This window comes from Phytoactinopolyspora halotolerans, from assembly GCF_010550675.1.
GTDB classification, from domain to species: Bacteria; Actinomycetota; Actinomycetes; order Jiangellales; family Jiangellaceae; genus Phytoactinopolyspora; species Phytoactinopolyspora halotolerans.
On record NZ_JAAGOA010000007.1, the window covers coordinates 297,724 to 309,670 of the forward strand.

The 11,947-nt window shown below is 68.1% G+C and carries 10 protein-coding genes; 7 read left to right on the plus strand and 3 right to left on the minus strand.

All coding sequences use genetic code 11. From position 1 onward, the window contains the following. Nucleotides 1-31: 31 nt before the first annotated feature. Nucleotides 32-1,597 carry an LLM class flavin-dependent oxidoreductase gene (locus G1H10_RS12785; RefSeq protein WP_163737847.1) on the minus strand — a complete coding sequence of 522 codons (1,566 nt, stop codon included), beginning with the start codon at nucleotides 1,595-1,597 and terminating at the stop codon, nucleotides 32-34. A gap of 112 nt (nucleotides 1,598-1,709) precedes the next feature. Here G1H10_RS12785 and G1H10_RS12790 point away from each other — a divergent pair, with 112 nt between their 5' ends. Continuing rightward, a complete protein-coding gene (locus tag G1H10_RS12790; RefSeq protein ID WP_163737850.1) occupies nucleotides 1,710-2,300 on the plus strand; it encodes a MarR family winged helix-turn-helix transcriptional regulator in 591 nt (196 codons plus the stop codon). On the opposite strand, the gene nucS is transcribed toward G1H10_RS12790, so the two are convergent. Next, entirely contained in the window at nucleotides 2,252-2,914 is a 663-nt protein-coding gene (gene nucS / locus G1H10_RS12795) for an endonuclease NucS (protein WP_163737975.1), read from the minus strand. The genes G1H10_RS12790 and nucS overlap by 49 nt on opposite strands. Before the next feature lie 195 nt (nucleotides 2,915-3,109). On the opposite strand from nucS, the gene G1H10_RS12800 reads away from it, so the two are divergent. The 6 genes from G1H10_RS12800 (at nucleotide 3,110) to G1H10_RS12825 (ending at nucleotide 8,514) form a co-directional block, all read left to right on the plus strand. Further along, on the plus strand, nucleotides 3,110-3,811 hold the full coding sequence (locus G1H10_RS12800) for a TetR/AcrR family transcriptional regulator C-terminal domain-containing protein (RefSeq protein WP_312856575.1): 702 nt from the start codon (nucleotides 3,110-3,112) through the stop codon (nucleotides 3,809-3,811). A gap of 197 nt (nucleotides 3,812-4,008) precedes the next feature. Continuing rightward, the gene (locus G1H10_RS12805) at nucleotides 4,009-5,055 is read left to right on the plus strand and encodes an ATP-binding cassette domain-containing protein (protein WP_163737853.1); all 1,047 of its coding nucleotides are present in this window, start codon (nucleotides 4,009-4,011) and stop codon (nucleotides 5,053-5,055) included. Next, the gene (locus G1H10_RS12810) at nucleotides 5,055-5,861 is read left to right on the plus strand and encodes an ABC transporter permease (RefSeq protein WP_163737856.1); all 807 of its coding nucleotides are present in this window, start codon (nucleotides 5,055-5,057) and stop codon (nucleotides 5,859-5,861) included. Before G1H10_RS12805 ends, G1H10_RS12810 begins: the two co-directional genes overlap by 1 nt. A gap of 63 nt (nucleotides 5,862-5,924) precedes the next feature. Then, nucleotides 5,925-7,277 carry a cytochrome ubiquinol oxidase subunit I gene (locus tag G1H10_RS12815; RefSeq protein WP_216853214.1) on the plus strand — a complete coding sequence of 451 codons (1,353 nt, stop codon included), beginning with the start codon at nucleotides 5,925-5,927 and terminating at the stop codon, nucleotides 7,275-7,277. Next, nucleotides 7,277-8,314, plus strand: a complete 1,038-nt coding sequence (locus tag G1H10_RS12820) for a cytochrome d ubiquinol oxidase subunit II (protein ID WP_163738001.1) — start codon at nucleotides 7,277-7,279, stop codon at nucleotides 8,312-8,314. The genes G1H10_RS12815 and G1H10_RS12820 overlap by 1 nt, the downstream gene beginning before the upstream one ends. Beyond that, nucleotides 8,311-8,514, plus strand: coding sequence for a hypothetical protein (locus G1H10_RS12825; RefSeq protein ID WP_163737859.1), 204 nt, complete (start codon nucleotides 8,311-8,313; stop codon nucleotides 8,512-8,514). Before G1H10_RS12820 ends, G1H10_RS12825 begins: the two co-directional genes overlap by 4 nt. On the opposite strand, the gene G1H10_RS12830 is transcribed toward G1H10_RS12825, so the two are convergent. Continuing rightward, a complete protein-coding gene (locus G1H10_RS12830; protein WP_163737862.1) occupies nucleotides 8,511-11,804 on the minus strand; it encodes an error-prone DNA polymerase in 3,294 nt (1,097 codons plus the stop codon). The genes G1H10_RS12825 and G1H10_RS12830 overlap by 4 nt on opposite strands. Between the last annotated feature and the right edge of the window lie 143 nt (nucleotides 11,805-11,947).

Here is an 11,947-nt window from a genome sequence, read left to right on the forward strand (position 1 = left end):
GTTCTCATCCGTCACGTTCGGCGGGTCCGCATCACTGAAAGCCCAAGCGTGCGAGCGGTTCCACCAGCTCCCGCTCCTCGTAGGACAGGTGCGACAGCAGCGTGTCTGTGAGCAAGTCCACAGCCCGCCGGAGGCCGTCGATGCCGTGTTCACCGCTGACCAGGCCGACCAGCGCCGCATCGACGCGTTCCAGGACGTCGTGGATGGCGAGGTGCTCCTCTTGCAGCCGGTCGACCACCGGGGCCAGCCGACCGTCAGCCCGGCGCAGGTACGGAAGCATCGTCTGGTCCTCGAGCGTGTGGTGGGTGGTCACCACCCGGCAGTACGACTCGCAGTACGTGCCGAGGGTCCAGTTGTTCTGCCGCATCGTCATCGTGTTGATGTGTGAGCGCGCCTGGCCGGCGTCGATCGTGCCGGCCGCCACCTGGTCGATCAGCCCGCGGATCTCGGCAAGCTCGGCGCGCAGATGGTCGTGTACGTCGATGAGGTGCTGTCCGGAGGCCCGCTGCTGTGCGGTGTAGGTCTGCTCCGGGTCCGGCACCGGTCCGCTCGGCCGGTCGTCCTCGTTCCATACGCGTTCGCTGCTCAACCGCGTCCCGTCGTCGGGCGTCGGCGTCACACCCAGACCTGCCGGGACAGAGTCGCCGACGCCGGCGATCTCCGGCCGCGATGGCGCCGCGGCCGCCTCACGCACCGCCGACACCGGCCCGCCCGCACGCTCCTGCTCGACGAGTTCGCGCACGGCGGGCACGACCTCGGCCGCGTACCGGCGGATCGTCGTCGGATCGTCGGCGGCGAGAATGAAGACGCTCATCCCCTCGGTGACGGCAAGCTCAGCCAATTGTTCCGCCCACGTCGCCGGCGGCCCTTGCAGGAATTCGGATCCGGAGCCGCTGAAGCTTCCCATCAGGTTGTAGAGCCGGCGGATCGCGGCCGGATCCCGGCCGGCCGACTGCGCCGCCTCGTCGATCAGGGTGTTCATCGCGGGCAGCGACTCCGGCGCGGCGTACGGCGAGCTGACCGACCAGCCGTCGGCGAGCCGGCCCGTGATGCCGAGCATCCGCTTCTTCACCGCGCCGAGCCAGATACCGATCTCATGCGCGGGTGCCGGACCCGGCTTGGCACCCCACACTCGGTAGTGCTTCCCGTCCACCCGCACGGCCCCAGCCTCCGGCCGCCACATGGCACGGATGATCTCGATGCCCTCCTGCAGGGCGTCGATGTTCTCGCCGACGGTCCGCGCCGGGCCGCCCATCGCCGCGATCGGCTCCAGGAACGGGCCGGCACCCAAGCCGAGCTCGACGCGCCCGCCGCTGAGGATGTCCAGGCTGGCCGCGCTCTTCGCGAGTACGGCAGGCGGGCGCAACGGCAGGCTCACGACGTTCGGCATCACCCGGACACGCGAGGTCTTGGCCGCCACCACCGACAGCAGCGTCCAGGTGTCCAGAAACGCCGACTGGTACGGGTGGTCCTGAGCAGTGAAAATGTCGAGGCCCACATCGTCGGTGAGCTGCGCCAGCTCCACCACCCGCCCGGCCTGTGCCGCGGCCGGCGTGACGAACGTCCCGAAGAGCAGGTCATGCCCATAGTCGGTCATATCGATCCTCTCGCTACATCCACCACGATAATTGATCTGTCGCACAGATCATATGTCAGATTGAACATCTGGCATCCCGCAGACCTTCCCCGCAGCGCGTAGACTCGTACTCATGGCTACCGCGACCGACGACCCGATCATCACCACCGAGAGCAGCGGCCTCGAGTCCGATCTCGGCTGGGCGATCGGCCGCGTCTTCCGGGCCTACATCAAGATGTTCGACGCCGCCTTCGACCAGCTTCCCGGCGGACCGCGCGGCTTCCACATCCTCACCGCGGCCACCAAGTCAGCGCCGCGCAGCCAGCTCGCGCTCGCTCAGCATCTCGGCGTCGACCGCACCGTGATGACCTATCTGCTCGACGATCTCGTCGCCGCGGGTCTCGTCGAGCGCCAGCCGGACCCGGCCGATCGTCGTGCCCGCCGCATCGTCGCCACCGACGAAGGCCGAGAGCTGCAGCGCCGGTTGGAGAGTCATCTGGCGGCGGCCGAGGACCACCTGCTCTCATCACTCAGCGACGATGAGCGGTCGACGCTGCGCACGCTGCTGCGTCAGGTCGCCGAGCGGGTGCAGGACCTCGACCCGGTGGTCAACACGTGCGACGTCGTCGAAGACATCCGCCGTGAGCTCAGCGGCACCAAACGCAGCGGAACGGATCAGAAGAGACGCGTGGAAGGGTCGTCGAGGCCGCGCAGCGCGTCGTAGTCGACCGTGATGCAGGTGATGTCGCGGTCGGTCGCGAGTGTCCGGGCCTGTGGCTTGATCTCCTGTGCGGCGAAGACACCGCGCACCGGACTGAGGTGCGGATCCCGGTTGAGCAGCTCGAGATACCTGGTCAGCTGCTCGACCCCATCGATCTCACCGCGACGCTTGATCTCGATCGCGACGGTCTGACCGGACGCGTCCCGGCAGAGCAGATCCACCGGGCCGATCGGTGTCGGATACTCGCGTCGCACCAGGCGCCAGCCCGCGCCGAACGTCTCCACGTTGTCCGCGAGCAACCGCTGCAGATGCGCCTCGACGCCGTCCTTCTCCAGCCCCGGATCGACGCCGAGATCATGCGTCGAGTCGTGCAGGATCTCCTCGATCTCGATGACGAGCCGGTCGTCGGTCTTCGCGCTTTGCACCGTCCAGACGTCCTCATCCTCGACGAGGGCACACGGAGGGCTCATCCAGTTCAGCGGCTTATAGGCCCGGTCGTCGGCATGGATGGACACCGAGCCGTCCGCCTTGACGAGGATCAGCCGCGTGGCCAACGGCAGGTGAGCCGTCAACCGGCCGGCATAGTCGACCTGGCAACGGGCGATGACGAGCCTGATACCGCACCTCCGAAGCTGTTCCACCGCTCGACGGCGACCGCCGTGACGATCGCGACGACGTGACTCTACCGCGCCGTGCCGACGCACCCGGGGAACGGGACGGCGCGGCGTGGCACCGAGCGACGGGCAGCGCTCCACACCTTCGCGCCCTGGCTTACCTTGTACGATAGTGGTCTGACGAAGGGTTGATTGCTGGTGACCGCCGAGACCGAAACCGGAGCTCAGCCCCGACTCCCCCTCAGCCGGGAGCGGGTGCTGCGGGCGGCCGTCAGCCTCGCCGATGAGGGCGGCCTGAAGTCGCTGACCATGCGCCGCTTGGCCGAATCGCTCGACGCCGAGGCCATGTCGCTTTACTACCACGTCGCCAACAAGGAAGAGCTGTTGGACGGCGTCGCCGAGTTCGTCGTCCAGGAGATCAACGACGTCGTCGATCGGATCGATCTACCGTCGGCGGGCGCCGACTGGAAGAAGGCCGCACGCCAGCGGATTCTCGCCGCTCGCGAAGTCCTGCTCCGCCACCCTTGGGCACCCGAGCTCCTCCAGACTCGGACCACCGCGCCCGTCGCCGTGGCGAAATACTTCGACGGACTCCTCAGGCTGATGCGCGACGGCGGCTTCTCGTACGACCTGGCCCATCATGGCCTGCACGCGCTCGGAAGCCGTGCCCTCGGGTTCAGCCAGGAGTTGTTCAATCCCGGCGACGACGCGAACAGCGACGATTCGGCCGCGATGATGGAGAACATGGCCGGCCAATTCCCGTACCTGGCCGGGATGCTGATGGAGATCGTGCACGACGATCCCGACTCCACCCTTGGCTGGTGCGACGACCAGACGGAGTTCGAGTTCGGCCTGGACATCGTCCTCGACGGCCTCGACCGCCTGCGCTCGGAGCGCTGACCAGGAACTCCGTAGTCACTCGGCGTCTTGACCCGCCGGTGTGGCCCGCGCACCCACCTGCGCATTTCTGAGACCGCGGCCACGCGATTCTCCTCGGCGACAACACACGGCCATTGACAACCTTACAACGTATGGCTACCTTACCTTGTAAGTTTTACATCGTAAGGTGCCATCGGCGCCGGGAGAGGACAGCAACCATGCACCCATCCACCCATCCATCCGCGGCGTCCGCAGGCCCGGGTGGGATCGAGGCGAACGGCCTGGTCAAGAGATACGGCGACGTGGTCGCGCTCGCCGGTCTCGACCTCGTCGTGCCGCCGGGCACCGTGCTCGGGTTACTCGGGCCGAACGGCGCCGGCAAGACCACCGCCGTGTCGATCCTCACCACGTTGATCGCACCGGATGCCGGGACCGCCGTCGTCGCCGGGGCCGATGTCGTCGCCGATCCTCGCGCCGTCCGCGCCCGCATCGGCCTCTCCGGTCAGTACGCCGCGGTCGATGAACACCTGACCGGCTTCGAGAACCTGGACATGATCGGCCGCCTCTATCGCCTGGGCCGGCGGCGAGCCGCCGCGCGCGGGCGGGAGCTGCTGGAACGCTTCTCCCTCACCGACGCCGCCGACCGGCCGGTGAAGACGTACTCGGGCGGCATGCGCCGACGACTCGACCTCGCCGCCGCCCTCGTCGCCGAGCCGCCGGTGCTGGTGCTCGACGAACCGACCACCGGCCTCGATCCGCGCAGCCGGAACGAGCTGTGGGACGTGATCCGCGAACTGGTGAGGCGGGGCAGCACACTGCTGCTCACCACCCAGTACATGGAGGAGGCCGAGCAACTGGCCGACGACATCGTGGTGATCGACCACGGGCGGGAGATCGCCCGCGGCACCGCTGACGAGCTGAAGGCGATGGTCGGCGGCGAACGGATGGAGATATCGCTGCACACCGACGCCGACCTGGACACCGCGCGGCGCGTCGTCGCCCGGTTCTGCCATGGCGAGCCGCACATCGACGGGCGAACGGTGGCCGCGCCGATCTCCGGGGGCGCCCAGACGCTCACCGAGGCGCTGCGCGCCCTGGACTCGGCCGGGGTCGGGCTGCTCGACGTCGGCCTGCGCCGTCCCACGCTCGACGACGTGTTTCTGGTGCTCACCGGCCACGTCGCCGAGGACGACGCGGCGGCGGCGAGCAACGCCGGTCCGACACCCGATCGGCGTTCCGACGAATCCATGGAGGTGGCGGTCTGATGGACAGGATCGGCTATGCCTTCGCCGACGGCTTCACCATCGCGCGGCGGAACGTGATCAAGATCAGGCGTGTACCGGAGATCCTGGTGGCGGTGCTGGTGACGCCACTCATGCTGGTCGTGATGTTCGCCTATGTCTTCGGCAGCTCGATCGACGTGCCAGGAGGTTCCTACCGCGAGTTCCTCATCGGCGGCACCTTCGCCATGACGCTGATCTTCGGCGCGACGTTCACCGGCGTCGGGCTCGCCGACGACATGCAGAAGGGCGTCATCAACCGGTTCCGGTCGCTGCCCATCACCCAATCCGCGGTGGTGTTCGGTCGCACCGCCAGCGACGTGATCTACAACGTCGCGTCGCTGGCCATCATGGCTGGAGCCGGGCTGGTGGTGGGCTGGCGGATCCGCACCGGCGTCGCCGACGCCCTGCTCGGCTTCGGGCTGCTCCTACTGTTCGCCTACGCCATCTCCTGGATCATGGCCTACGTCGGACTGCTCGTGCCGAGCGTCGAGGTGGTCAACAACGCGTCGTTCATCGTGATCTTCCCGCTGACCTTCATCGCGAACACATTCGTCCCGTCGGACAACCTGCCCACGCCGCTGCGGATATTCGCGGAGTGGAACCCGGTGTCCGCGGTCACCCAGGCGGCGCGCGAACTGTTCGGCAATATCCCGGCGGGCACGCCGGCGCCGCAGGTGTGGTCGTTGCAGAATGCCGAGCTCTACACGCTGCTCTGGTCGGCGATCATCGTGGCCGTCTTCGCTCCGCTCGCCATCCATCGCTATCGGCGGGTAGGCGCGTCCAGGTGACCAGGCGCGTGCGTCGTACGACGTCATGGTGTGCTCGTCTGCAGGGTGGGTACCCCACTCGCCGTGCCTGTACTGCCGCTCGACGGGCTGACCGAATTCGCCGCGACGATCACGGCGAACGTCGACCAGCCGTACCTGTTCCAGGCCCGGCAGATGCAGGCGTTGTCACTCGCCGTGCACATTCCGCTCGTCTGCTTCGGCATCGCCTTTCCGGCGATGGTTCTGTACATGGAGGGACTCCACCTCCGCACCGGTGATCCGCTGTACCGAGCGATCGCCAAGAGGTGGTCCAAGGTCATGCTGATCCTGTTCGCCGTCGGCGTCGTCACCGGCACTATCCTGTCGTTCGAGCTGGGCCTGCTGTGGCCGCGCTTCATGGAGCGGTTCGCCGAGGTGTTCGGCATGGCGTTCGCGCTGGAAGGCGTCTCGTTCTTCGTGGAAGCGATCTTCATCGCGATCTACGTCTACGGCTGGGACCGTCTTCCGGCCCGGGCGCATCTGCTCGCCGGCGTCCCGATCGTCGTCGCGGGGATGACCGGGTCGTTGATGGTGATCGGCGTCAACGGCTGGATGAACGACCCAGGCGGCTTCGAACTCGACGCCGCCGGGAACGTCACCGACGTCAACCCGTTCGCGGCGTTCGTGAACTCCAACGTCTGGCACGAGACCGTGCACATGTATCTGGCCGGCATCATGGTGGCCGGATTCATCGTGGCCGGCGTCTACGCATTCGGCTGGCTGCGGGGCAAACGCGACCGGTTCCACAGGGCAGCCATGGTCGTCCCGCTGACGTTCGCCTGCCTGGCGGCACCGGTGCAGATCGTCGTCGGCGACTGGGCCGCGCGAACCGTGGCCGAGGTGCAGCCGACGAAGCTGGCCGCGATCGAAGGGCTCGAGGAGACCACCGCCGGTGCCGATCTGACGATCGGCGGCATCCTCACGATTCCGGACGGGCTGTCCCTGCTCGCCCAGCACGATCCGGACGCCGTGATCACCGGCCTCGACGCGGTCCCCGTGGACGAACGCCCGCCCGTGGCGGTGGTGCAGACGGCGTTTCAGACCATGGTCGGCATCGGTACGGCTCTGGCCGTCCTGGCGGCGGTCTACCTGGCGACGATGGTATGGCGGCGCCGCCTGCCCAGGTCCGCGTGGTTCTACCGCGCCGTCGTCGCCGCCGGCCCGCTCGCACTCGTCGCGCTGATCGCCGGCTGGATCGTCACCGAGGTCGGTCGGCAACCCTGGATCGTCTACCGGGTGATGCGCGTCGAGGAGGCGGTGACGGGAGCGGGCGGCATCCCGGTCGGCTACGTGACGCTCGCGCTCGTCTACGCCGGACTCGCCGCGATCGTGCTCTTCCTGCTGCGCAGGCTGGCCCGTCGGCCACTCGAGGTCGAGACACCCGAGGAGCATCGGTGATGTGGCTCGCCGACCTCGCCGGCACGATTCTGCTGCTGGGCCTGACCGCGTACACCGTCTTGGGCGGGGCCGACTTCGGTGCCGGATTCTGGGACCTTACGGCGGGCGGAGCGCAGCGAGGCGCGCGCCTGCGCGGCATGATCAAGCGTTCCATGGGCCCGGTGTGGGAGGCCAACCACGTCTGGCTGATCTTCGTGCTCGTGGTGTTCTGGACGGCGTTTCCGCGGGCGTTCGGACCGGTGATGGAGACGCTGTACATCCCGCTGTTCCTCGCCGCCATCGGGATCATCTTCCGCGGCGCGGCGTTCGCGTTGCGGGGCGAGGCTGCGACCATCGCCGAGGCCCGCGCGCTCGGCGCGACGTTCGCGTTCGCCTCGGTGTTGATCCCGTTCTTCTTCGGCACCGTGATAGGCGCGATCGCCGACGGCCGGGTCCCCGTCGGGGGTGGTGATCCGTGGCGCAGCTGGACCGGCCCGGTGCCGCTGTTCGCGGGTGTGCTTGCGGTCGCCATCGGTGCGTACATGGCGGCGATGTTCCTGGCCGGCGACGCCGCGCGGTCCGGGTTCGACGACATGGTCCGGGCGTTCCGCGCACGCGCGCTGGGGGCGGCAGTGGTCGCCGGCGTGCTGGCGATCGCGGGGCTGGTCATCATCCGTTTCGAGGCACCCGGCCTGTACGACGGCCTGACGTCCGGACCGGGCTTGGCTGCGGTCGCCGGATCGGCGCTCGCGGGGCTCGTCACGTTGGTCCTGGTCTGGCGCGGACGCTACGAGGCGGCCCGGTACACGTCGGCGGTAGCTGTAGGCGCCGTCGTCGCCGGATGGGGATTCGCCCAGCGGCCGGACTTTCTTCCCGGGGCGCTCAGCTTCGACGAGGCCGCGGCCGGAGATCCCACGCTGATCGCCTTGCTCATCTCGATCGGGATCGCGTTTCTCGTGCTGGGGCCTTCGCTCTGGCTGCTGTTCCGGCTCAGCCTCCGCGGACGGCTCGATACGGAGTTCCGTCCCATCACGGCCGCGTCGAGGGATGAGGAATGAACCCCGAACGCAGACTGACCTGGATCGCTTTGGCCCTGGGCCTGCTCGGTGCAGGACTGCTGATTCCGTTCGACTCCGCCGCGACGCGGGTCGCGGGGGTGGTGGCGATCTTCGCCTTCATCGGCCTGGGTGTCTTCGCGATAGCGTCGCCGGGGCAACTCGCCGATGACGGTGCCGAGGACGACCAGGACCCGGATTAGCGGAAGTCACGGCTGCCGGTGCTGCCGGTCACCTTCAGCGGCGCCAGCCGGATCGCCAGCAGGTTGACCGCGCCGTCGGTGCGCTCCAGTTTTCCGTCGACGACGACGGCGGTCGACTCGAGCGCGACCTTCCGCTGCCGCTGCCAGACACCCGGCGGACAGATGACGTTGACCATCCCGGTCTCGTCCTCGACGTTCATGAACACGACCCCACCGGCCGTCGGTGGGCGTTGCCGGTGGGTGATCAACCCGCCGACCAGCAGCCGCTTGCCGTCGTCGAGCTCGCGCAGGTCGCTCGCCCGCACCGCTTTCCATTCGTCCAGCTGCTGGCGGACGTGCTGCACCGGGTGGCTGTCCGGGGAGACACCGGTGGCCCATAGGTCGGCGAAGGTCTGTTCCACGGCCGTCATCTGCGGCAGCGGCGGAGCCTGGACCCCCGGCATCGTTCCCGGGAGCTGACCGGGTTTGTCGTGGGCGAGCGCTCCGACCGCCCAGAGCGCCTCCCGGCGGTCGAGACCGAAACAGCCGAAGGCGCCGGCCGTGGCCAGCGACTCGAGCGCGCTCAGCGGCACCTTCGCTCGACGGACCAGGTCGGCGATGTCGACATAGGGGCGGCCGGCGGCGATCCGCTCGGCGACGTCCGTCCCGACGCCACGGACCGTCGACAGGCCCATCCGGATGGCCGGCTGGTCGCCGTCCGGTGCGTGCGGATTATCGGTCTCCACCGGGACGTGGTCTTCCAGAGTGGCTTTGACATCACTGGCGTTGATATCGACGCCGCGCACGACCACCCCGTGCCGGCGCGCGTCGTCCACCAGCGTCTGCGGCGAGTAGAACCCCATCGGCTGGTTGTTCAGCAGCGCCGCGGTGAACGCCGCCGGGTAGTAACGCTTCAGCCAGGCGCTGGCATAGACCAGGTAGGCGAAGCTGTACGCATGTGACTCGGGGAAGCCATAGCTGGCGAAGCCGAACAGCTTGCCGTAGATGTCCTTGGCGACCTCGTCCGGGATGCCTCGCTCCGCCATGCCGCCGAGAAGACGGTCCCGGAGCCGTTCGATGCGTTCCTCGGAACGCTTCGAGCTCATGGCCTGCCGCAACTGGTCGGCATCCCGCGGGCTGAACCCGGCGCACTCGATGGCCAGCTGCATCATCTGCTCCTGGAACAGCGGCACACCGAGGGTCCGTTCCAGCGCCGGTTCCATGCTCGGGTGCGGATACTCGATCTCCTCCTGGCGGTTCTTGCGCCGGATGTACGGGTGCACCGACCCGCCTTGGATCGGCCCCGGCCGGATCAGCGCCACCTCGATGACCAGGTGATAGAAGTTGCGCGGTTTCAGCCTGGGCAGCGTCGCCATCTGGGCCCGCGACTCGACCTGGAAGACCCCGACCGTGTCGGCATCGCACAGCATGTCGTACACGGCCTCGTCCTCACCGGGAACGTCATGCAGCGAGTAGTGCAGATCATGATGCGCCGCGAGGAGCTGAAACGACTCCCGCAGCGCGGACAGCATGCCCAACCCCAGCAGGTCGAACTTGACCAGCCCGGCGGCCGCACAATCGTCCTTGTCCCACTGCAGGACGGTGCGACCAGGCATGGTCGCCCACTCCACCGGGCAGACCTCCCCCACCGGACGGTCGCAGAGCACCATGCCGCCGGAGTGGATGGATAGATGCCGCGGCAGCCGCAGCATCCGATAGACCAGCTCGACGACGTCCTCGGGGATGCCGATGTCCTCGGAGATCGGCTCATGGTGACCGATGTGTTTCGACCACCCGTCGACCTGACCTGGGCTGTAGCCCAGCGCCCGGGCGACGTCGCGCAGCGCCATCCGCAGCCGGTACGTGTTGACGTTGGCCACCTGTGCAGCCTTGTGCCGTCCATACTTGTCGTAGACGTGTTGGATGACCTCCTCACGTCGGGCGTTCTCGATGTCGATGTCGATGTCCGGCGGGCCGTCGCGGTCATCGGTGAGGAAGCGTTCGAAGAGCAGCCCGTACCTGATCGGATCGACCGCCGTGATGCCGAGGGCGTAGCACACCGCCGAGTTGGCGGCCGAACCCCGTCCCTGGCAGAGGATGCCTTCGTCCTTGCAGTACTTGACGATCTCGTAAACGATCAGGAAGTACCCGGGGAAGCCGAGACGTTCGATGACGTCCAGCTCATGCTCGATCTGCTGGTATGCCTTCTCCGTGTCCGGACCACGGGGGCCGTACCGCTCGCCGGCGCCTTCCTCGGCTTTCAGCCGCAGATAGCTGGCATCGGTATGGCCCTCCGGGACCTCCCGCTCCGGCAGGTTCGGCGCGATGAGCTTGATGTCGAACGCGCACGCCCGCCCCAGTTCGACCGTGGACTCCCGAACCCCGGGATACCTGCGGAGGCGTTCCTCCATCTCCACACCGTTGCGGATGTGCGCGGTGCCGTTCGCCGGCAGCCAGCCGGCCATCTCCTCCAAGCTGCTGCGGGCACGGACGGCCGCGAGGACCTGGGCGAGGTCAGCGTCGTGCGGTCCGGCATAGTGCACGTTGTTCGACGCGACCACGTCGACGCCCACATGCCGGGCGAGCTCGAACAACGTGTCGTTACGTTCGTCGTCGAGCGGCTGGTCATGATCGACCAGCTCGACGAAGACGTTCTCCCGGCCGAACATGTCGACCAGCCGCCGCAGCTCCTTCTCGGCGGCGTCGGCGCCGTCCCTTTCGAGTGCGGCCGGAACGGGTCCCTTGCGGCATCCGGTGAGGATCGCCCAATGCCCGTCATGCCGCTCGGCCAGTTCGTCCAGGTCATAGCTCGGCCGCCCCTTCTCGCCACTGCGCATGTGCGCGTCGGTGATGGCGCCGGCCAGCCGACCGTATCCGTCCGGATCCCGGGCTAGGACCAGCAGGTGGTGACCCTCCGGGTCGGGCACCCCTGTCTGCCGCGACCGCAGACCCAGGCTGAGCTCGGCCCCGAAGACGGTGCGCAGTTCCCGTCCCGCCTGCGCGGATGCGTCGCGTACCGCTTCGGCGAAACGCACGACGCCGTACATACCATCGTGGTCGGTGATGGCCAGTGTCTCCACACCCTGCAGGATCGCCTCGACGACCAGCGCTTCGGGTTCAGACGCTCCGTCCAGGAAGCTGTACGCGGAGTGACAGTGCAGCTCCGCCCAGGCCGGCCCGGTGTACTCGGGTAGCTTGGGGGTCGTCTCCACTTCACGCGGCAGCTTCTCGCCGTCGCTGCGCCAGCCGCTCCCCCACGACAGGGCCCGCTCGAACTCCCGCCACGGAATATGGGGGTTATGCCATCCCATGAGGTTCAACTCCTAAAACGGCGGGTCGTCGGGTTCGGGTGGTGTGTCGGTGGGTGGTGGGTCGGGTTCGGGTGCTGGGGGTGCGAGTCCGGGTAGTTTGACGGTGTGTTGGCGTCCGGTGGGGCTGGTGAAACGCTGCACCC